General features: G+C 68.5%; 18 protein-coding genes. 6 read left to right on the plus strand and 12 right to left on the minus strand.

Annotated features, from left to right (window positions below):
• Positions 1 to 28: 28 nt before the first annotated feature.
• Entirely contained in the window at positions 29 to 769 is a 741-nt protein-coding gene (thyX, locus tag RV986_RS14540; protein WP_475917805.1) for an FAD-dependent thymidylate synthase, read from the minus strand.
• Positions 770 to 986: 217 nt separating this feature from the next.
• Here thyX and RV986_RS14545 point away from each other — a divergent pair, with 217 nt between their 5' ends.
• Positions 987 to 1,226, plus strand: coding sequence for a hypothetical protein (locus tag RV986_RS14545; RefSeq protein WP_475917806.1), 240 nt, complete (start codon positions 987 to 989; stop codon positions 1,224 to 1,226).
• Between the two features lie 90 nt (positions 1,227 to 1,316).
• Positions 1,317 to 1,874 carry a hypothetical protein gene (locus RV986_RS14550; protein WP_475917807.1) on the plus strand — a complete coding sequence of 186 codons (558 nt, stop codon included), beginning with the start codon at positions 1,317 to 1,319 and terminating at the stop codon, positions 1,872 to 1,874.
• A 139-nt stretch (positions 1,875 to 2,013) separates the two neighbouring features.
• Here RV986_RS14550 and RV986_RS14555 read toward each other — a convergent pair whose 3' ends face one another.
• The 5 genes from RV986_RS14555 to rpsO all read right to left on the minus strand — a co-directional run bounded on the left by RV986_RS14555 (position 2,014) and on the right by rpsO (position 7,629).
• Positions 2,014 to 2,469 carry a tetratricopeptide repeat protein gene (locus tag RV986_RS14555; RefSeq protein ID WP_475917808.1) on the minus strand — a complete coding sequence of 152 codons (456 nt, stop codon included), beginning with the start codon at positions 2,467 to 2,469 and terminating at the stop codon, positions 2,014 to 2,016.
• Between the two features lie 105 nt (positions 2,470 to 2,574).
• Complete coding sequence (gene dapB, locus RV986_RS14560; RefSeq protein WP_475917809.1) at positions 2,575 to 3,327, minus strand: 4-hydroxy-tetrahydrodipicolinate reductase; 753 nt, start codon at positions 3,325 to 3,327, stop codon at positions 2,575 to 2,577.
• Positions 3,328 to 3,353: 26 nt separating this feature from the next.
• Positions 3,354 to 4,733: a M16 family metallopeptidase gene (locus RV986_RS14565; protein ID WP_475917810.1), complete on the minus strand. Its 1,380-nt coding sequence runs from the start codon at positions 4,731 to 4,733 to the stop codon at positions 3,354 to 3,356.
• The gene (locus tag RV986_RS14570; RefSeq protein WP_475917811.1) at positions 4,730 to 6,946 is read right to left on the minus strand and encodes a polyribonucleotide nucleotidyltransferase; all 2,217 of its coding nucleotides are present in this window, start codon (positions 6,944 to 6,946) and stop codon (positions 4,730 to 4,732) included. The genes RV986_RS14565 and RV986_RS14570 overlap by 4 nt, the downstream gene beginning before the upstream one ends.
• A 395-nt stretch (positions 6,947 to 7,341) precedes the next feature.
• Positions 7,342 to 7,629, minus strand: coding sequence for a 30S ribosomal protein S15 (gene rpsO / locus RV986_RS14575; RefSeq protein ID WP_073494901.1), 288 nt, complete (start codon positions 7,627 to 7,629; stop codon positions 7,342 to 7,344).
• Between the two features lie 278 nt (positions 7,630 to 7,907).
• Here rpsO and RV986_RS14580 point away from each other — a divergent pair, with 278 nt between their 5' ends.
• On the plus strand, positions 7,908 to 8,258 hold the full coding sequence (locus RV986_RS14580; protein ID WP_475917812.1) for a DUF397 domain-containing protein: 351 nt from the start codon (positions 7,908 to 7,910) through the stop codon (positions 8,256 to 8,258).
• Between the two features lie 67 nt (positions 8,259 to 8,325).
• Here RV986_RS14580 and eccD read toward each other — a convergent pair whose 3' ends face one another.
• Positions 8,326 to 9,837 (minus strand): type VII secretion integral membrane protein EccD, encoded by a 1,512-nt coding sequence (eccD, locus tag RV986_RS14585; RefSeq protein WP_475924283.1) that lies wholly within the window; start codon positions 9,835 to 9,837, stop codon positions 8,326 to 8,328.
• Between the two features lie 329 nt (positions 9,838 to 10,166).
• Between eccD and eccCa the strand changes: the two genes are divergently transcribed.
• Positions 10,167 to 14,138, plus strand: a complete 3,972-nt coding sequence (gene eccCa, locus RV986_RS14590; RefSeq protein ID WP_475917813.1) for a type VII secretion protein EccCa — start codon at positions 10,167 to 10,169, stop codon at positions 14,136 to 14,138.
• Between the two features lie 27 nt (positions 14,139 to 14,165).
• On the opposite strand, the gene RV986_RS14595 is transcribed toward eccCa, so the two are convergent.
• Entirely contained in the window at positions 14,166 to 14,627 is a 462-nt protein-coding gene (locus tag RV986_RS14595) for an ATP-binding protein (protein ID WP_475917814.1), read from the minus strand.
• A gap of 227 nt (positions 14,628 to 14,854) precedes the next feature.
• On the opposite strand from RV986_RS14595, the gene RV986_RS14600 reads away from it, so the two are divergent.
• Positions 14,855 to 15,706 (plus strand): helix-turn-helix domain-containing protein, encoded by an 852-nt coding sequence (locus RV986_RS14600; RefSeq protein WP_475917815.1) that lies wholly within the window; start codon positions 14,855 to 14,857, stop codon positions 15,704 to 15,706.
• Positions 15,707 to 15,719: 13 nt separating this feature from the next.
• Positions 15,720 to 15,908 carry a DUF397 domain-containing protein gene (locus tag RV986_RS14605; protein ID WP_475917816.1) on the plus strand — a complete coding sequence of 63 codons (189 nt, stop codon included), beginning with the start codon at positions 15,720 to 15,722 and terminating at the stop codon, positions 15,906 to 15,908.
• 294 nt (positions 15,909 to 16,202) lie between these two features.
• On the opposite strand, the gene RV986_RS14610 is transcribed toward RV986_RS14605, so the two are convergent.
• From RV986_RS14610 to RV986_RS14625, 4 genes are all read right to left on the minus strand, one after another.
• Positions 16,203 to 16,502, minus strand: a complete 300-nt coding sequence (locus tag RV986_RS14610) for a WXG100 family type VII secretion target (RefSeq protein WP_475917817.1) — start codon at positions 16,500 to 16,502, stop codon at positions 16,203 to 16,205.
• A gap of 74 nt (positions 16,503 to 16,576) precedes the next feature.
• On the minus strand, positions 16,577 to 16,924 hold the full coding sequence (locus tag RV986_RS14615; protein WP_475917818.1) for a WXG100 family type VII secretion target: 348 nt from the start codon (positions 16,922 to 16,924) through the stop codon (positions 16,577 to 16,579).
• A gap of 123 nt (positions 16,925 to 17,047) precedes the next feature.
• A complete protein-coding gene (locus tag RV986_RS14620) occupies positions 17,048 to 18,262 on the minus strand; it encodes a S8 family serine peptidase (RefSeq protein ID WP_475924284.1) in 1,215 nt (404 codons plus the stop codon).
• Positions 18,263 to 18,352: 90 nt separating this feature from the next.
• Positions 18,353 to 20,152, minus strand: a complete 1,800-nt coding sequence (locus RV986_RS14625; protein WP_475917819.1) for a WXG100 family type VII secretion target — start codon at positions 20,150 to 20,152, stop codon at positions 18,353 to 18,355.
• Between the last annotated feature and the right edge of the window lie 2 nt (positions 20,153 to 20,154).

The raw sequence follows: 20,154 nt of genomic DNA on the forward strand, positions 1-20,154 counted from the left end.
TCAGTGCCGGAAGGCGCGCGGGAGCGCGCTACGGCGCCACGCGCCCGTTGGCGTTGAAGGCCGCATGCGTGAGTGGCATGAGCCTGGCCCACTCGGTCTCCATCCTCTCGCCGACCATCTCGATCTCGCGCTGTGGGAAGGACGGGACCTTGGCAAGCTCGTGCTGGGTGCGCAGGCCGAGGAAGTGCATCAGGGAGCGTGCGTTGCACGTGGCGTACATCGAGGAGAAGAGGCCGACCGGGAGGACGGCACGGGCCACCTCGCGGGCGACACCGGCGGCGAGCATCTCCTGGTACGCCTCGTACGCCTGTCGGTACGAGTCCTCCATCACGCGGCCGGTGAGCTCTTGCTGCGCCTGGGTGCCCTCAACGAAGACGTACTTGCCGGGGCGGCCCTCCTGAACCAGCTTGCGGGACTCGTCCGGGACGTAGAAGACCGGCTGGAGCTCCCTGTACCGGCCCGACTCCTCGTTGTACGACCAGCCCACACGGTGCCGCATGAACTCGCGGAAGACGAAGATCGGGGCGCTGATGAAGAACGTCATCGAGTTGTGCTCGAAGGGGCTGCCGTGCCGGTCCCGCATCAAATAGTTCAGCAGGCCCTTGGAACGCTCCGGGTCCTTGCGCAGCTCGTCGAGGGACTGCTCGCCGACGGTCGAGACGCGGGCGGCGAACAGCACGTCCGAGTCGGACGCGGTGTGCTTGACGAGCTCGACGGTGACATCGCTGCGGAAGCTGGGCTTGAGGTCGTCGGCGGGGGTGTCGGTCACGGTATGGAGGGTCCTTCCCATCACGTCTCTCGGGCGGCGCCCACTCTACGGCCCGCCACTGACAACGGGTCTTTCGGTGCCGTGCCCCGACATTCGTCGACGAACTTCAGCGAATTCGGTGATTCCGGGCACCTCCTGGGGCATTCGCTCGTCTGTATGGATGACAGTGATCCGTTCGAGTCTCCGGATTCGAGTCTCCAGAGGAGAAGCAGCCCCCATGTTCCGTCGGCGCGAGCCCGTACCGTTCGCCTTCATCGCCGAAGCCGACAAGTTCCGCAGCAACATCACTGTCCCACCCCGCGAGCGCGCGTCGGCCAGTGAGATATTCGGCCGGTGGCTCATAGGGCTTACCATCGTCGCCGGGCTCGTGGGCGCCCTGGTCGTCGGGATGCCGTCCCTGTCGCTGGACCAGTCGTCCGCGTCGACGCAGCATTCCGAGGCGTCCAACGGCCGCTGACCCTTCCGGACCCCCAAGGGTGGTGAGCGGGGACCCGGCTCGATAGCCTCACCGGGCATAGCCCATGCGTGGATTGAGTGAGGATCAGTCGTGCCCCTGCCCTTCCTGACGGCGGACCGTGCTTTTGACGAGGTGGCGGACGATCTCGCCCTGCCCTTCGACGACCGCGATCGCTGGCGGCGCCCCTACCGGCCCGGGCCGTGGCGGGTGGCCCTCGCCGCGCTCGTCCTGCTGCTCGCCTCGTACGTGCTCGTCGCCGCCGTGATCATCGCGGTCACCGGGAGCCGCTCCGCCGCCGTGGCCTGTCTGGGCGCCTCCCTGCTCATCATCCTGTGCGCGCTGCGGTTGCTGCGGATGGGCGTCTGGGTGAGCGCGCGAGGCCTGCGCCGGGTGGGCTTCCTGTACACCAATACGGTGCCCTGGCAGCGGGTCGTCGCCGTGCGCACCGTTCAGCAGCCGGTGCGCTGGCTCGGTCTGCCGCGCACCGTGCAGGGACAGGCGCTGGTACTGGTCCGCAAGGATCGGGCGGCGGGCACCTTGCCGCCGCTGCTCACCTCGCACAACTCCGACTTCCTGGCGCGCACGGAGGCCTTCGACCGGGCGGCGGACGCCGTCGAGGTGTGGGCCGACGAGTATCGGCGGGGCTGACGCACACGGTTTCCGCACGCACACCGAAGGGGCCGGTCCGCACTCCGCGGGCGGCCCCTTCGGTGTATCCAGCCGTACTGCTCCGGCCCCTGCCGAGGGCCCGTATCGAATGTCGAGGGCCCGTATCGAACCGTGTCCGTCAGGCCTCTGCCGGAGGCCTGCCCTCGTGCAGGGCGATCGCCCGCTGCATCGCCCTGCGGGCACGCGGGGTGTCACGGGCGTCGTGGTAGGCGACGGCGAGGCGGAACCAGCTGCGCCAGTCGTCCGGCGCGTCCTCGGTCTCGGCCTTGCGCTTGGCGAAGACCTCGTCGGCCGAGTCGCGGTCGATGCGGCCGCCCGGGGTGCGCTTCAGCTCGTCCACGGGCAGACCCCCCTCGGCGTCGAGCTCGGCGGCGAGCCGGTTGGCCTTACGGACGAACTGGGTGTTCTTCCACAGGAACCAGATGCCGATGACCGGCAGGATCAGCACCGCGACGCCGAAGGTGACGGTGATCAGGGTGCCGTTCTGGATGAGCAGCACACCACGGCTGCCGACCAGGACGAAATAGACGACCAGGACGGCCGCCGTGACGGCATAGGTGATCTTCGCGCGCATGTCTGCCAGTTATCCGTGTCTGTCTGCGTCCGTCTGTGCCGGTCTGCGCACGTCGGGGGTTCGTCTGTGGTCCGTCGACCGTCCGTCTGCGGTCCGTCCCTCGGATCAGCCGAGGTCCAGGAAGTGCTCCAGGCCGAAGGTGAGACCCGGGGTGGTCACCACGCGGCGGACGCCGAGCAGGATGCCCGGCATGAAGCTGCTGTGGTGGAGGGAGTCGTGGCGGATGGTGAGGGTCTCACCCTCGCCGCCGAGCAGGACCTCCTGGTGGGCGAGCAGGCCGCGCAGGCGGACCGAGTGCACCGGGACGCCGCCGACGTCCGCCCCGCGGGCACCGTCCAGGCCCGTCACCGTGGCGTCGGGCTGCGGAGCGCTGCCGGCGCGCTCCCGGGCCGCGGCGATGAGCTGGGCGGTGCGCGTGGCGGTGCCGCTGGGGGCGTCCACCTTGTTCGGGTGGTGCAGTTCGACGACCTCGACGGACTCGAAGTACGGTGCGGCGATCTCGGCGAACTTCATGGTCAGTACGGCCCCGATGGAGAAGTTGGGCGCGATGAGCACGCCCGTCTCCGGGGACGCGGCGAGCGAGGTGTTGAGCTGCGCGAGACGCTCGTCGGTCCAGCCCGTCGTGCCGACCACCGCGTGGATACCGTGCCGGACGCAGAAGTCGAGGTTGCCCATCACCGAGGCCGGTGTGGTCAGCTCGACCACGACCTGGGCACCCGCTTCGACCAGTGTCTCCAGCTTGTCGCCACGGCCCAGCGCGGCTACCAGCTCCATGTCCTCGGCGGCCTCGACGGCTCGTACCGCCTCGGCTCCGATCCGGCCCTTGGCACCGAGGACCGCCACGCGCAGCTTGCTCATTGCTTCGTTCCTTACCGAGACGGGAATTAGGCGACCGCGTCGTGCAGACGGGATGCCTGCTTGTCCTTGAGCGGGCCGATGACCGACAGCGAGGGCCGCTGTCCCAGGATGTCGTGGGCGATCGAGCGGACCTCGTCCGGGGTGACCGACGCTATCCGGACCAGCATGTCGTCGACGGACATCTGCTCGCCCCAGCACAGCTCGCTCTTGCCGATACGGTTCATCAGTGCGCCGGTGTCCTCCAGGCCGAGGACGGTGGAGCCCTGGAGCTGGCCGATGGCGCGGCCGATCTCGTCGTCCGAGAGGCCGTGCTCGGCGACCTGGTCGAGCTCGTCGCGGCAGATCTTGAGCACGTCGTGAACCTGGCTCGGCCTGCAGCCCGCGTACACGCCGAAGAGGCCGCAGTCGGCGAAGCCCGAGGTGTACGAGTACACGCTGTAGGCCAGGCCGCGCTTCTCGCGGACCTCCTGGAAGAGGCGGGAGGACATGCCGCCGCCGAGGGCGGTGTTCAGGACGCCCAGGGCCCAGCGGCGCTCGTCGGTGCGGGCCAGGCCCGGCATGCCGAGGACGACATGGGCCTGCTCGGTCTTGCGGCCGAGGAGTTCGACGCGGCCCGCGGTGCGGATGGCGCGGCGGCCGTCGCGCGGGGCGATCGGCTCGACGGCGGTCTCCCTGAGGGCCCCGGCCTTCTCGAAGGCGGCGCGGACCTGGCGTACGACCTTGTTGTGGTCGACGTTGCCCGCGCAGGCGACCACGAGGTGCGTCGGGTCGTAGTGCTTCTTGTAGAAGCGGCGGATGCGGTCGGCGCTGAGGGCGTTGACCGTGTCGACCGTGCCGAGGACCGGGCGGCCGAGGGGGGTGTCGCCGAGCATGGTGTGCGCGAACAGGTCGTGCACACAGTCGCCCGGGTCGTCCTCGGTCATCGCGATCTCTTCGAGGATCACGCCGCGCTCGGCGTCCACGTCGGCCTGCTCGATCAGCGAGCCGGTGAGCATGTCGCAGACGACGTCGATGGCGAGCGGGAGGTCGGTGTCGAGCACGCGTGCGTAGTAGCACGTGTACTCCTTGGCCGTGAAGGCGTTCATCTCGCCGCCGACCGCGTCTATGGCGGAGGAGATGTCCAGGGCCGACCTGCGGCTCGTGCCCTTGAAGAGCAGGTGCTCCAGGTAGTGCGTGGCGCCGTTCAGCGTCGGAGTCTCGTCGCGGGAGCCGACGTGCGCCCAGATCCCGAAGGTGGCGGAGCGGACGGAGGGCAGCGTTTCGGTGACGATGCGCAGGCCGCCGGGGAGGGTGGTCTTGCGGACCGTACCGATGCCGTTCTCGCCCTTGATGAGGGTTTGGGTACGGGCGACGGCCCGCGCCTCCGAAGAGGTGCGGGCCGTCGCCGTGGAGCTACGAGACGTCACTGGTCGGTGTCGTCCTTCTTGTCGTCGTCGCCTTCGCCCTCGATCACGGGGATCAGGGAGAGCTTGCCACGGGAGTCGATCTCGGCGATCTCGACCTGGACCTTGGAGCCCACGCCGAGCACGTCCTCGACGTTCTCCACGCGCTTGCCGCCGGCGAGCTTGCGGATCTGCGAGATGTGCAGCAGACCGTCCTTGCCCGGGAGCAGCGACACGAACGCACCGAAGGTCGTCGTCTTCACGACGGTGCCCAGGTAGCGCTCGCCGACCTCCGGCATGGTCGGGTTGGCGATCGAGTTGATCGTGGCGCGCGCGGCCTCGGCCTGCGAGCCCTGGGCGGCACCGATGTAGATGGTGCCGTCGTCCTCGATCGTGATGTCGGCGCCGGTGTCCTCCTGGATCTGGTTGATCATCTTGCCCTTGGGGCCGATGACCTCACCGATCTTGTCCACGGGGATCTTGACGGTGATGATCCGCGGGGCGTTCGGGGACATCTCGTCCGGCGTGTCGATCGCTTCCATCATCACGTCGAGGATGTGGAGGCGGGCGTCGCGGGCCTGCTTGAGGGCCGCGGCCAGGACGGAGGCGGGGATGCCGTCCAGCTTGGTGTCGAGCTGGAGGGCGGTCACGAACTCCTTGGTGCCGGCGACCTTGAAGTCCATGTCGCCGAAGGCGTCCTCCGCACCGAGGATGTCGGTGAGGGCGACGTAGTGCGTCTGACCGTCGATCTCCTGGGAGATCAGACCCATGGCGATACCGGCGACGGGGGCCTTGAGCGGCACACCGGCGTTCAGCAGCGACATGGTGGAGGCGCAGACCGAGCCCATGGACGTCGAGCCGTTGGAGCCGAGGGCCTCGGACACCTGACGGATCGCGTAGGGGAACTCCTCGCGGGTCGGCAGGACCGGCACGATCGCGCGCTCGGCGAGCGCGCCGTGGCCGATCTCGCGGCGCTTCGGGGAGCCGACGCGGCCCGTCTCACCGACGGAGTACGGCGGGAAGTTGTAGTTGTGCATGTAGCGCTTGCGGGTCACCGGGGAGAGGGTGTCCAGCTGCTGCTCCATGCGGAGCATGTTGAGGGTGGTGACGCCCAGGATCTGGGTCTCGCCACGCTCGAACAGCGCCGAGCCGTGCACGCGCGGGATGGCCTCGACCTCGGCGGCGAGCGTACGGATGTCCGTGACGCCACGGCCGTCGATGCGGACCTTGTCCTTGATGACGCGCTCGCGGACCAGCTTCTTGGTCAGCGCGCGGTACGCGGCGGAGATCTCCTTCTCGCGGCCCTCGAACTGCGGGAGCAGCTTCTCGGCGGCGATCTCCTTGACGCGGTCCAGCTCGGCCTCGCGGTCCTGCTTGCCGGCGATGGTGAGCGCCTGGGCGAGCTCGCTCTTGACCGCGGCGGTCAGGGCCTCGAGGACGTCGTCCTCGTAGTCGAGGAAGATCGGGAACTCGGCGGTCGGCTTGGCGGCCTTCGCGGCGAGGTCCGACTGCGCCTTGCACAGGACCTTGATGAAGGGCTTCGCGGCGTCGAGGCCGGAGGCCACGACCTCCTCGGTCGGCGCCTCGGCACCACCCTTGACCAGCTGGATGGTCTTGTCGGTGGCCTCGGCCTCGACCATCATGATCGCGACGTCGCCGTCCTCCAGGACGCGACCGGCGACGACCATGTCGAAGACGGCGTCCTCGAGCTCGGTGTGCGTCGGGAACGCGACCCACTGGCCGTTGATCAGCGCGACGCGGACGCCGCCGACCGGACCGGAGAAGGGCAGACCGGCCAGCTGCGTGGACGCGGAGGCGGCGTTGATCGCCACGACGTCGTACAGGTGGTCGGGGTTGAGAGCCATGATCGTGGCGACGACCTGGATCTCGTTGCGCAGGCCCTTCTTGAAGGACGGGCGCAGCGGGCGGTCGATCAGACGGCAGGTGAGGACCGCGTCCTCGGAGGGACGGCCCTCACGGCGGAAGAAGCTGCCGGGGATCTTGCCGGCGGCGTACATCCGCTCCTCGACGTCCACCGTGAGGGGGAAGAAATCGAGGTTGTCCTTGGGCTTCTTGGAAGCACTGGTGGCCGACAGCACCATGGTGTCGTCGTCCAGGTACGCCACGGCGGAACCGGCGGCCTGCTTGGCGAGGCGGCCCGTCTCGAAGCGGATGGTGCGGGTGCCGAAGGAACCGTTGTCGATAACGGCCTCGGCGTAGTGGGTCTCGTTCTCCACTAGCGTTTTCTCCTCGTCTTCGTCCCGTCCTGCCCGTGTGGCAGGGGGACGGTGGCGGAGAAGCGCGCCGTCTGGTGCGGGCCGGTCTTCGATCGAAGCACCCGGGGTCTCATTCTCCCGGGGGCCACTACCGAGGACCGGCGGCGGCGAGGTGCGCTTCTCCTCGTTCGTTGTCGTGACGGTCCCTACCCGGCGGGTACGGCGCCGTCACGCTATGTCGTACGTCTCGTGTCCTGCGTATTGCGTTGTGCTACCACACTACAAAGCGTCAGTGACACTCCGCACGTACAGAGACGTACACAGACGTAAGCAATACGTACGTACGTGCGGCACAGCAGCATGTACAGCAAAAGGAGCGGCTCCCAAGAGGTGGGAACCGCTCCCTTCACGGCGTCTTACTTGGCGCCCGCCGCACCGCGGCGGATGCCCAGGCGGTCGACCAGTGCACGGAAGCGCTGGATGTCCTTCTTGGCCAGGTACTGCAGCAGCCGGCGGCGCTGACCGACCAGGATCAGCAGACCACGACGGGAGTGGTGGTCGTGCTTGTGGGTCTTGAGGTGCTCGGTCAGGTCCGAGATGCGGCGCGAGAGCATGGCGACCTGGACCTCGGGGGAGCCGGTGTCGCCCTCCTTCTGACCGAACTCGCCGATGATCTGCTTCTTCGTAGCGGCGTCGAGCGACACGCGTACTCCTCGTAGTCTCTGAGTAGCCACCGAGTGCCCCTGGTCCACATCTCAGGGGAGCTTCCGTTACTCGGGAGGCGGGGATCCGCTGGGCGCGGCCTCCAGAGCGATGGGCTCCGGGGGTGCGTACACAAACGGCCGTAACACAGCGTACCAGCCTGGCCGGATGCATCTCTCCAGGTCCCCGATCCTTCCGAACGGGGCGGACCCGGCCACTAGGGTGACGGAACAGATCAGCGGAACAGGTCATTCGTACGTGGGGAAGGGGCCGCTTGAACATGGCCGAGGCAGCGGACGCGGCGGACAAGGCGGACAACGGCGTCGCGACGGAGACGAAATCGGAAACGGACGTCGACGTCAAGGCGCGCAAGGAGCGGGAGAAGGACGAGCTCTACGCCCTCGACATCTCTGACGTCGAGTGGCACAGCGCGCCGGGCACCGAGGAGCACGAGGAGCGGGTCGAGATCGCGTACCTGCCCGAGGGCGCGGTGGCCATGCGTTCGTCGCTCGACCCGGACACGGTCCTGCGCTACACGGAGGCGGAGTGGCGGGCCTTCGTGCTGGGGGCGCGGGACGGGGAGTTCGATCTGGAACCGGCGCCGCACAATGGCGGGCTCGCCGCCGGATGACCGGAGAGCAGTGAAGGGGGGTGGCACGCCGTGCGTGCCACCCCCCTTCACCTTCACCACCGGGTCGTCAGCTGGTCATCGACCGCGCCTGCCCGTACACGTCGAAGACCGCCAGGGCCAGCGGAATCAGAGTGAGCAGGACGAAACTCTCCGCGATCTCCAGGAAGCGCCCCCAGAACGGGGTGAGGCCGCGCCGCGGGGTGATCAGGCCGATGGCGGTGACCAGGGCGGTGGCCGCGCCGACCGCCGCCGCGAGCCAGACGCTGCGGATGTCGAGGGCGGTGGTGTCACCCAGGAGGGCGTCGCGCCAGTACCCCTGGGGCGGGTTCAGGGCGAGCCCGAGGCCGAGGAAGACAAGAGCGGCGAGGCCCGCGGCCAGGGTGGCGCCGACCTGCGCGGTGTAGCGGAACAGGTGGGCACGCATCAGCATGGCGATGCCGGTCGCGAGGGCCAGGAGTTGTGCCCATACGTTGCTGGAGAAGCCGAGGACGATCGAGGCGCCGACCGCGACGAGGGCGCAGCCGCCGACGAGGCCGACGAGCAGTTCGTGACCGCGCCGGGCCTGGGCCGCGACGCGCTCGGCGTCGACGGGCTCCTGAGCGGCCGGCTCGCCCGCGGTGGCGTAACCGCCGCGGGCCGGGTTGGGCGGTTCGAAGCCGATGGGCAGCCGCGCGAAGCGCATGGACAGGCCCGGCAGGAAGGCGAGCGCGCAGACGGAGAGCGGGGCACAGACGGCGGCCGTCTCGATGGGCTTCCAGTGCGCGAGGATCGCGACGAACGTGGTGAGCAGCCCGACCGCGGAGGCGAACACGAAGGCCACGAAGGGGCCGTCGCCGCTGGGTGACACCAGGGTGAGGACGACGGAGACGACCAGGACCGCCGCGCAGGCGAGCAGGAACTGGAGTTTCCCGATGCCCTGCCCTTCGGAGAACGGCAGCAGTCCCGAGCCCGCCACGGCGACATTCGGCAGCGCGCCGAGGCCGAGGGCGCCGGCCGAGCCACGGTCGCCGTACACGCGGGTCCGCACGCACGCGATGGTGGCCAGCAGGATTCCGGTGACGGCGGCGAGGATGCCCTGGAGGCTGTGCATGTCGTGCCGGATCTGCGAGCTCCAGGCCACGAACGCGAGCAGCGTGGGCAGGATGCCGCCCGCGACGAGACCGGCGGCACGGGTGAACTCGCCGTTCCACAGCGAGCGGTCACTGGTGACGGCGGAGGCCACCGCCTCGGACACGTCGTCGAAGACGGCGGGCGGCAGCGACTCGGAGAACGGGCGCAGGGTGAGCAGTTCCCCGTCGAGGATGCGCTGCGCCGCGAAGGACCGGGCGCTGTCGAGGACGGTCCCGTCACGGCGTACGAGGTGGTAGCCGACGGGGGCGCCCTCGTCGGGGCTCTGCTGGGAGAGGCGCAGGATCTCGGGATACAGGTCGGCGACCGGCACGTCGTCGGGCAGTGCCACATCGATGCGGCCGTCGGGTGCCACGATGGTGACCCGGCAGAAGCCGAACCCCATGTTCGCCCCCGAAGGGGATCCGGTGCCCGGTCCGCCGGTCGCGCCGGCCGGCGCGGAGGCCATCATGCTCACCCGCTGTTCCCCCTCGTCGGTGATGGGCACGGAGCCGCCGCGCACGCATCCACCCGTAAAGATCCTGTGTAGGTTGTGCCGCACTGCCCGCGCCGCCGGTCAACTGGGCCGTCGCGCCCGGAGTTTGCGGGAGGCGCTTGTTTCGAAGCGTCGCGGATTGCCCGTTTTTCCCGGCTCGATTCGCAACTGCTCACACGTCTCACGGGCACCCTACCGCCCGCCGTTGTCAGTGGCTCTCAGTAGGATCGCGTTCGCGATCGACGTCCGCCTGACACGGGGCGGCGGACGGAAACAGCTCGGTCCGGCAAGGGAATTGGTGCGTAGTGAGCCACATCGTCGTCAAGCGCCCACCACGGGCGCTGCCGAAGGAAGTGCCCACGGACGAGGTCGTACTGCAGGCTCCGCCGGAGCTTCCGCGCGGGCAGCAGGAAGGCGCTCTGATGCAGCTCCTGCCCATGCTCGGCATGGGCGGTTCCGTGGTGTTCTTCTTCAATCCCTCGGCCCAGCCCTTCATGAAGATCATGGGCATGGTCATGGTGGCCTCCACGGTCGCCATGGGCGTCTCGATGCTGGTCCGCTACCGCCGCGGCAACCAGGGGCAGATGGCCGACATGCGCCGCGACTACCTCCGCTATCTGTCGCAGACCCGGCGTACGGCTCTGGAAACCGCGCAGGTCCAGCGCGACGCCCAGTACTACCTGCACCCTTCACCGGAGCAACTGTGGGCGCTGGTCGCCGAGGGCAGCCGGGTGTGGGAGCGGCGCAGCGGCGACGAGGACTTCGGGCAGGTGCGCGTGGGCCTCGGCCCGCAGGCCCTGGCCACTCCGCTGTTCGCGCCGCAGACCGGGCCCGTGGACGAGCTGGAGCCGCTCACCGCGGGTGCCATGCAGCGCTTCCTGGCCACGCACAGCACCCTTGAGGACCTGCCGATGGCGGTCTCGCTCCGGGCCTTCTACCACGTGACGATCAGCGGCGAGCCGGACACCGTGCGCGGCGCCGCCCGCGCGATCACCGGCTCCCTCGCCTCGCTGCACTCCCCCGAAGACCTGGTCGTCGCCGTCGCCACCGGACGCGAGTCGGCGCCTGCGTGGGAATGGGCCAAGTGGCTGCCGCACGCGCAGGCGCCCGGCCGCACGGACGGCGCGGGCAGCACTCGCCTGATCACGACCGATCCGGTGCAGCTGGAGGACCTGCTCGCCCCCTGTCTCCAGGGTCGCCCGCGCTTCCACCCCGATGGAGCGCCGGTTCCCGAACAGCCGCATCTGGTGGTCGTGCTCGACGGCGTCTCCCTGCCCCCCACGTCCTTCCTGGCCGGTCCCGAGGGTCTGCAGGGCGTGACGGTCATCGAGGTCGTGCCCGGCGACCTCACCGCCGGACGCGGCGACCTCTCGGTCGTCGTACGGGCGCAGGAGCTGCGCCTGGAGTCGGCGCACGGCATGGTCTACGACGGTACGCCGGACGTTCTCTCCTACGAGGCCGCGGAAGCACTGGCCCGGCAGCTGGCGCCGCTGCGCATGGCGTCGGGCGGGGACGACGACGAACCACTGCTGGCCAACCTGGAGTTCACGGATCTGCTGAACCTGGGCGACGCGGCCTCCGTCGACCCGAAGCGGACGTGGCGGCCACGCTCGCAGTCCGAGCGGCTGCGCGTGCCGATCGGTCTCGGCGAGGACGGCCGGCCCGTGATGCTGGACCTCAAGGAGGCGGCGCAGGAGGGCATGGGCCCGCACGGTCTGTGTGTCGGTGCGACCGGTTCCGGCAAGTCGGAGCTGCTGCGCACGCTGGTCCTCGGCCTCGCCGTCACCCACTCCTCCGAGACGCTGAACTTCGTCCTCGCGGACTTCAAGGGTGGTGCGACGTTCGCGGGCATGGCGCAGATGCCGCACGTCGCGGCGGTGATCACCAACCTCGCGGACGACCTGACCCTCGTCGACCGCATGGGCGACTCGATCCGCGGCGAGCTGAACCGCCGTCAGGAGATGCTCCGCGACGCGGGCAACTACGCGAACATCCACGACTACGAGAAGGCCCGCGCCGCCGGTGCCCCGCTGCAGCCGATCCCCTCGCTCGTCCTGGTGATCGACGAGTTCAGCGAGCTGCTCACGGCGAAGCCGGACTTCATCGAGATGTTCGTGCAGATCGGCCGCATCGGCCGCTCGCTGGGCGTCCATCTACTGCTCGCGTCGCAGCGCCTGGAGGAGGGCCGGCTGCGGGGCCTTGAGACCTATCTGTCGTACCGGATCGGTCTGCGGACGTTCTCCGCGGCGGAGTCGCGTGCCGCACTCGGCGTCCCCGACGCCTACGAGCTGCCGAACGTCCCGGGCTCCGGTTTCCTGAAGTACGGCACGGACGAAATGGTGCGCTTCAAGGCGGCGTACGTCTCCGGGGTGTACCGCTCGGGTTCGCAGCAGGCGGCGGCGCTGGGCGGGCCGCTCCCGGTGGACCGCAGGCCCGTGCTGTTCACGGCGGCCGAGGTCCCGGTGCAGTACGCGGCGGTGCCGCGGCAGCGTCAGGAAGCTCCCGACGAGCCCGACGACGCGCTCGCCGACACCGTGCTCGACGTGATCGTACGGCGGCTGGAGGCGCAGGGGCCGGCCGCCCACCAGGTGTGGCTGCCGCCGCTGGACAGCCCGCCGTCGCTCGACTCCCTGCTGCCCGGACTCGCTCCGGTGTCCGGCCGGGGCATGACCCAGCCGGGTTACGAGGGCGCGGGCCGGCTCGTCGTCCCGGTCGGCATCGTCGACAAGCCGTTCGAGCAGCGGCGCGACCCGCTGTGGACGGACTTCGGCGGCGCGGCCGGTCATATGCAGATCCTCGGCGGTCCGCAGTCCGGCAAGTCGACGCTGCTGCGCGCGCTCGTCGCGTCGTTCGCGCTCACGCACACCCCCCACGAAGTGCAGTTCTACGGACTGGACTTCGGTGGCGGCGGTCTGTCGGCCGTGGCCGGTCTGCCGCATGTGGGCGGCGTGGCCTCGCGCCTCGACCCCGAGAAGGTGCGCCGCACGACGGCCGAGGTGTACGGCGTCATGACCCGCCGCGAGGAGTACTTCCGCTCCGCGGGCATCTCCTCGATCGCGGAGTTCCGCGCACGCCGCGCGCGGGGTGACATCTCGGTGGCCGACCAGCCCTGGGGTGATGTCTTCCTGGTCATCGACGGCTGGGGCAACTTCCGTACGGACTACGAGGCGCTGGAGCCGCTGGTGCTGGACATCGCGGCGCGCGGCCTCGGTTACGGCATCCATGTGATCCTCACCGCGTCGCGCTCCATGGAGGTCCGCGCGAACCTCAAGGACCACCTGATGAACCGCCTGGAGCTGCGGCTCGGCGACCCCATGGACTCCGAGTTCGACCGCAAGGTCGCGGCCAACGTACCCACGGGCGTGCCGGGGCGCGGCCAGACCCCGCAGAAGCAGCACTTCATGGCGGCGGTGCCGCGGATCGACGGCCTGTCCTCCGACACGGACCTGGCGGAAGCCACGACGGCCCTCGCAGCCGAGGTCGCCCGTCATTGGCAGCAGCCCGGGGCTCCCGAAGTACGCCTGCTGCCCAGGGAGTTCCCGGCGGAGCAGCTCCCTTCAGGCGACCGGTTCCCGAACCGCGGTGTCTCCTTCGCCCTCGACGAGGACAACCTCGAACCGGTCTTCGTGGACTTTGAGCAGGACCCGTTCTTCCTCGTCTTCGGCGAGAGCGAGTCCGGCAAGTCCAACCTGTTGAAGCTGATCATCAAGCGCCTCACCGAGCGCTACGACGGCGACGCCTGCAAGCTGTTCGTGGTCGACAACCGCCGCTCCCTGCTGGGCGTCACCCCGCCCTCGCATCTGGCGGAGTACATCCCCATGTCGAACCAGATGCAGCACCACATGGATGCCCTCGCCGACCTGATGCAGCGCCGCACACCCACCGCGGACGTCACTCCGCAGCAGCTGCGCGACCGCAGCTGGTGGCGCGGTCCGCATGTGTACGTGGTCATCGACGACTACGACCTGGTGTCCACGTCGAGCGGCAATCCGCTGGCGGGCCTGACGGAACTCCTGCCGTTCGCCCGGGACGTCGGCGTCCGCTTCATCATCGCCCGCTCCACCGCGGGCGGCGGCCGCGCCGGCTACGAGTCCTTCATGCAGCGCATCAAGGAACTCGGCGCGCAGGGCGTGGTCCTCGCGGGTGATCCGGCGGAGGGCGATCTGCTGGGCGGGGTACGGCCGCGGCCGATGCCCGCGGGGCGGGGCGTGTTCGTGTCACGGAAGCGGGGGAAGCCGTTGGTTCAGGTGGGGTTGGTGGCGGACGGGGAGGTATAACGAATCCGCCCATTGGTCCCAGCGGCTCTACCGCCCGCCCATCCCGCCCGCGCCAACCTCGAACCACAGCAACTTTCCGGCGCCTCGGTCGAGCAGACCGTCACCGAGGGGCCAGCCGCCCCAGGAATCGGCGTACTCCTGCACAAGGAGCAGCCCGCGCCCGCCACCGGTGTCCAGCGGGGCGGGCGGGACACAGTCGCCGGGCGGCTTGTCGAAGGGGGCGGGAATGTGGGAGCTCGTGTCCCATACGCCCACCCGCAATCGTCCGTCTCCCAGCGCGGTGAGGCGCAGGGAGGCGGGCCCTTGCGTGTGCCGGTACGCGTTGGTGACCAACTCGGACGTCAGCAGCTCGACCACGTCGAGGGCTTCGGGCATGCCGTGCCCGTTCAGCGCGGCCCGCACGGTCATGCGTGCGACGCGTGCGGCGCGGGGGTCATGGGGCAGGCGGAGGGCGTACACCCAGGTGTCGGGCGGGGATACGGTCACCATGAACGACTCCGGGAAGTAAGGGGGACTTGGACTCGCTCAACAGCCGCGCCAGGCGGCGGCAGTGCCTGGGTTGGTGCGCTTCCGGCTTATGGGCGGGCAGTTGAGCTGCTTACGTCGCATAACGTAGCGGCTGAAATGTAAGCTCTTCCATTGAGTCCGCGAAGATCTACCAATCACCACCCGTGTGAGTGACGCCGCAAACCCGCATCAAGGAGAGTCGACTCACGATGCCCCCCACCCCCACCGCGACCCTGCGCCAGCAGCGCCTGGGCGCCGAGCTCCGGAAACTGCGCGAACGCGCGGGACTCACATCTACCGCAGCCGCCGCACTCCTCGGTGGTCCACAGGCGCGGATCAGCAACATCGAAGCCGGACGGTACGCCGTGAGCGCCGACCGCGTACGCGCACTTGCGCACAACTACAGCTGTACCGACGAGGAGTATGTCGACGCCGTCGCCGCGATGACGGGTGGCCGCATGCGCGGCTGGTGGGAGGAGTACCGCGACACCCTCCCGTCCGGCCTCCTCGACCTGGCGGAACTTGAGCACCACGCCACCGCGTTGCGCGTAGCCGTCACGATTCACATGCCGGGACTGCTACAGACCCCGGAACACGCCCGGGCGACCGTGCGCGAGGCCGTTCCGCCCTTGCGCTCGTACGAGATCGAGCACCGCGTGTCATACCGTGTGAAACGCCAAGCCGTTCTGTTCGAAGGCCTCCCCACTCCCTACACGGCCATCGTTCACGAGGCCGCGCTACGGATGGGCTTCGGGGGACCGGAGGTCGCCCGCGCGCAGCTCCAATACCTCTTGGAGATGAGCGAGGACTCCACCATCACTGTCCGGGTACTCCCGTTCGGGCAGACCGGTTTCCCCGCGTCGGGCCAACCCATCACGCACGCGGTGGGCCAAGTCCCCCAGCTGGACACCATCGTCCTTGACACAGACCACGGCTGTGAGTTCCTCGACGCGGAAGCCCAGTTGAACCGCTACCGCTCCGTACTGGACCGCATGGAATCGCGAGCCCTCCCCGAACCGAAGTCCCGAGACCTCATCCAGCGCATCACCCAGGACCTCTAAGGAGCCTCCCGACATGGCCGAACTCACCTGGCAGAAGTCCACGCACAGCGCCGAGGCCGCCAACTGCGTCTATCTCACGGCCTCCACCGCCAACACCATCCACCTCCGGGAAAGCGACAAACCGGAAGTCACCCTCACCACAACTCCCGCCGCTCTGCACGAACTGATACGCACGCTCAAAACGGCACAGGCGCCCCACTAATATCTGATACGTGCCGCCTCGCCCGCACGGCCTCTGCCGAGCCAAGGGACTTCAGCCACCACAGCATCACAGGACACCACCGTCCACGCCCCTCGCCACGGGCACGTTCCTCCCGAGCGGTACGCGCGCAGTCCAACCAGGACCACGGCCCGAGCAGGAGCCGTACGCCACCGAGGCCCGCCCTCCGCGCCCAGAACTCGGTACAGCACATCCGTCACCTGCCCGTGACCACACAGCAGCGGGGTGGGCGCCTCCCGTGCGCGCCCACCCCGGTGTTCCTCTGTGCCGCTCGCTCTACTGGAAGTAGCTGGCGCCCTTCTTGTCGCCTTCCATGTAGGTACCGCCCGCCGTGTAGACAACGTGGCCGATGCCCGTCAGCGCCGTGTGAATGTCGTTGGCTTCCTTGTCCCACTTGTGCAGCTTCTCGTTGAAGGTGCCCTGGGCTTCGCCCTCCCAGTACTGCAGGCTGCTCACCACCAACTGCTTGAGCTCCTGCAGATCCTGCTCAAGCTGCTTCGCCTCGTTACCAATCGTGGTCGCCGCGAAGTCGAGCCCGTCATAAGTGACCGACAGCCCATCGGAGTTACGGCTCATGCCCGTCTACCTCGTCTCGCTCGTATGCCTGATAGATGCCGGATGCCCGGCCGAGTTCCTGACTACCGCTCGACTCAGTAGGAGCTCAGGGAAGACGACTGGACCGTGGGAGCGCCGTCCTGGACGTCAATCTTGTTGACGGCCGCGCGCACCTCGTCTTCCTTGCTGTCCTTGATGTTGCGCGTCGCGGTCATCGCCTCGATGACGTCACCGAGGATGTTGCCGATGTTCTGCAGGGACTCATTGATCTCGTACTGCTTCTTGTCGAACGCGGCGCGACCGATGCCCTGCCACTGGCCCTCAAGCCCGTCGATGACTCCCTGAAGCCCGTGCACACGCTTCCGGATGCCGTCGTACTTCTCGTACATCTTCTTCTGAAGTTCGACTACTGCGGCATCTTCGAGCTTCTGCTTGTCGGCCATGATTCAGCCTGTCCTTCCTCTGTCTGTTTGTTGATCCGACTGTCTCGGCCCATCGCCCGTCGGCGGTGAGCACGCTCCACAACGCCCCGTCCCGAACGGCACGGGGCTCGGACGGCGACTACCTCACCTGGCGCGTCGCGCTCGCAGCACAGCCACGCCGACGCCTCCGACCACGATCACCGCGGCGGCCGCGCCCAGCGCGATCCACAGGGAATTGCTGTCACTTGACGACTCCGCGTTCGATCCTGCCGCTGATGTCTGGCCGCCTGAAGTGGTGTTCGGGGCTTGTGACGGGGCTGATGCAGACGCGGAGGGCGAGGCGGAGCCTTCTGTCGCCGGCTTGCCGCCGTTCTCCTTCGAGAGGGGGTCAGCGTTAGCGGGACCAGCGTTGTAGTCAGAGTTTTCGAGGACCTTACGGGGACGGATGGCCCCGTATCCGGCGTACTTGCTCGGGTTGTCCTTCGCCCAGGTACGGCTGGCCGTGTCGATCAGTGAGCGGGTGACCTGGTTCGCGGTCCAGTTGGGGTGAGCCGACCAGATGAGGGCGGCGGAGGCGGCGGTGATTGCGGTTGAAGCGCTCGTACCCTCTCTGTCGCAGTACGAACGAAAAGTGGTGTCACACCACGCGGGAATCCCCTCGCCCGGCGCCGAGAGGTCGACATAGTTTCCGTATGAGGAAAATTTCGATACCGTGCCGGACGCATTCATCGACGACACGCCAATCACGTAGGGGTAGCCGGCAGGGTAACCAATGTGGCCCGTATCCGTGCCTTCATTTCCGACGCCCGCGATCAGCAACTTGCCCTTTGAAGCGGCATACTTGATCGCCGCCTGCTCATCCGGATCGATCAAATCCGAACCGAATGACATATTGATGATCTTTACGTCGGTGTCAGCTGCTGCCCTGATCGCGTCCTCGGGCTCGGGCGTCTTGCGCTTCTCTTCCGCCCCGCCCTTCATGCCCTTGAACTCCACGCGATACGGAACGATCTTCGCACCCGGCGCTAGTCCTTTCAGGCCGCCGCCTGCCCCCGTACCCGCGATCAATTCGGCCATGGTCGTTCCATGACCTTCATAGTCGTCCGTAGCGCGGTAGGCGACCGAGCCGGGGACTTCAGCGGTCAGGACCTGCCCCTTGAGGGAGGACGTATTCGCGTTCACCCCAGTATCGATGACAGCGACCTTGACGCCCTTGCCCGTGCTGACCTTCCACATCTGCTCGGCCTGCATCGGCGCCAGGTACCACTCTTTCGACTGGGCGTCGTACGCGGCGGCACTCGGGGCGAACCCCACGGTCACAGCAGCCAGGGCGCCGACGACCGCACCCGCAGCACGCACTCGTCTTCCGCAGCGCGCACTGAAGAGCGCAGCCCGCTCGGCTCGTCGGCTGATCCCTGACTTCATGGCGTTGTCTGTCCTCGCTCGCGCTCAGTTGATGACCGGCGGCACATCGCGCCGCGGCTTGGTGGGCAGGTGTGTCTCTTCGTCTTCACCCAAGCGGTCAGGACACGGCGCTCCCTCCGCCTCCCCCTCGTCACCGGGTTTTCCGCGGCCACCAGGCCCGCGTACAAGCCCGGCTCCGCCGCGCGTCATACCGTTGCGCTCGGCTCGGGCGACGGAGTTGCGCGCGGCCGGCCTACCGGTCACGGCCTCGGACGTTCCCGTACCACCGCGTGATGTGGTTCCGCTCGTACCGGACCTCGCCGTGGACTCGGACGCGCCGAAGACACCACGCTGTCCGGGGCGACCACCGACAGGACGGGAGTTGGCCGTTTCCTCGCCTCCGATGACCGTGCCTCGGGGGATCCTGGATCCGTTCTTCGCCGAATTGCCGCCGGCACTGGTGGGCCGCCCCCCGACCACGCCGTTGGAGCGGCCAGCGCCGGTGGTCGGGCCACCGTTGACTCGGGGCGTTGCCGTACCACGGGCCCGCGGGGTACCACCGGTGACGCCTCGTCCCATCGGAGACGACTTCGCCCCCGGAGCAGTGCCCTTGGCAACCGGCTGACCAGTCCCTGTCGCGCGGCCCATCTCGCTCATGGGCCCTCGACCCGCGGGAGAACGCCCAGAGCCCGAATTGCTCAAGCCGGACGTACCGGCTCGGCCCTGAGCTGACACGGAATTTCGGACACCGCCTGTTGCTCCCACGCCCCGGCCTGAAACGCCACTGGGGATTGGAGTCCCGTAGCCGCTCTCGAAGCCGCTGGTAGGGCCGCCGCCCGTGGCAGGCGTGCCCACGATCGGCGGAGTGTGGCCGCTCGCGGGCGCAGTGGACGGCGGTGGCAGCGTGCCGACACTGTCGATATTCGTACCGACAGGGGGATCTGGGTACGCAATCTCACCGGTGACGTCCTTCGGCGGCGTCGGCGTGTGGCTTGTGCCGTGCACGCTGACATGGCCCGGTGACGCAACCGCCGCGTTGTGATGACTGGCGACGGCAGGTGCGTCAGTCCCTCCTGACGCACGTGAGCCGGAATCCCCATCGGAAAAAATGGCTTTCGATGTCGGCTGGGGCTTCGGCACCCCCACATCCGGCATGCTGTCGAACGTAGGAGCCTTCTCGTTCAGCGCCTTCAGCTGCTCCCCGGACACCGCGTAGTACGACGACAACCGATTCATCTGGTTGATCGCCTCTTGGCGGTGCTTCTCCTGCTGGACGGCAACGGTGTACTCGTGATTGCCCTCGACCTGCTTGGCCTCCGGCAACTTTCCGGGCAGCAACGGGTTCGTTCGCGGATCGCGAGGCGGCATGGCGCTGCGCACGGACGCCAGGCCCACGGCAGCGGCGGTGATCTGATCGCCCGCTCCTCCGGCGAAGTCGCTCAGATCGTGTGTGTTGGTGACGAGCGTGCGGCCCCAATCGCGGAAGGCATCACCCGATTCACCGACCCAGTGGACGTTGTCGATGTGACCGCCGAGTTCCGTGGCTGCCGCCTTGATGGCGTCCCGTGCGTCCCACAGGGCCTTGCCCGAGGATTCCAGATCCTCCGGGTTCGTCTGCTCGACCAGGTCGAGCATCTGGTTGAGATCGTGGCGCTCGAAGTTCGTACGGCCGTGCATGGCATGCCCGTACGGGGTGTCTTCGACCGCTGTGCGCAGGGGGTCGTAAAGAAGTCTGTCGAAGAGCCCGCCTCCTCGCGGTCGCTCTTCGACGCCCCGGGCGAGATCGGTGAAGGAGTTCTGGTTGGAGACTCGGTCCAGGTCGGCCTTGTGCTGATTGTCGGTCATCG

It is taken from the genome of Streptomyces sp. RLA012 (genome assembly GCF_056270325.1).

What these genes read in the sequence shown, in the direction of transcription:
- RV986_RS14615 (WP_475917818.1), bottom strand. Translation starts at nt 16,924, where the DNA reads ATGGCCGACAAGCAGAAGCTCGAAGATGCCGCAGTAGTCGAACTTCAG.
- RV986_RS14595 (WP_475917814.1), bottom strand. Translation starts at nt 14,627, where the DNA reads ATGGTGACCGTATCCCCGCCCGACACCTGGGTGTACGCCCTCCGCCTG.
- RV986_RS14545 (WP_475917806.1), top strand. Translation starts at nt 987, where the DNA reads ATGTTCCGTCGGCGCGAGCCCGTACCGTTCGCCTTCATCGCCGAAGCC.
- RV986_RS14610 (WP_475917817.1), bottom strand. Translation starts at nt 16,502, where the DNA reads ATGAGCCGTAACTCCGATGGGCTGTCGGTCACTTATGACGGGCTCGAC.
- RV986_RS14580 (WP_475917812.1), top strand. Translation starts at nt 7,908, where the DNA reads ATGGCCGAGGCAGCGGACGCGGCGGACAAGGCGGACAACGGCGTCGCG.
- RV986_RS14605 (WP_475917816.1), top strand. Translation starts at nt 15,720, where the DNA reads ATGGCCGAACTCACCTGGCAGAAGTCCACGCACAGCGCCGAGGCCGCC.
- dapB (WP_475917809.1), bottom strand. Translation starts at nt 3,327, where the DNA reads ATGAGCAAGCTGCGCGTGGCGGTCCTCGGTGCCAAGGGCCGGATCGGA.
- RV986_RS14625 (WP_475917819.1), bottom strand. Translation starts at nt 20,152, where the DNA reads ATGACCGACAATCAGCACAAGGCCGACCTGGACCGAGTCTCCAACCAG.
- RV986_RS14600 (WP_475917815.1), top strand. Translation starts at nt 14,855, where the DNA reads ATGCCCCCCACCCCCACCGCGACCCTGCGCCAGCAGCGCCTGGGCGCC.
- RV986_RS14555 (WP_475917808.1), bottom strand. Translation starts at nt 2,469, where the DNA reads ATGCGCGCGAAGATCACCTATGCCGTCACGGCGGCCGTCCTGGTCGTC.
- eccD (WP_475924283.1), bottom strand. Translation starts at nt 9,837, where the DNA reads ATGATGGCCTCCGCGCCGGCCGGCGCGACCGGCGGACCGGGCACCGGA.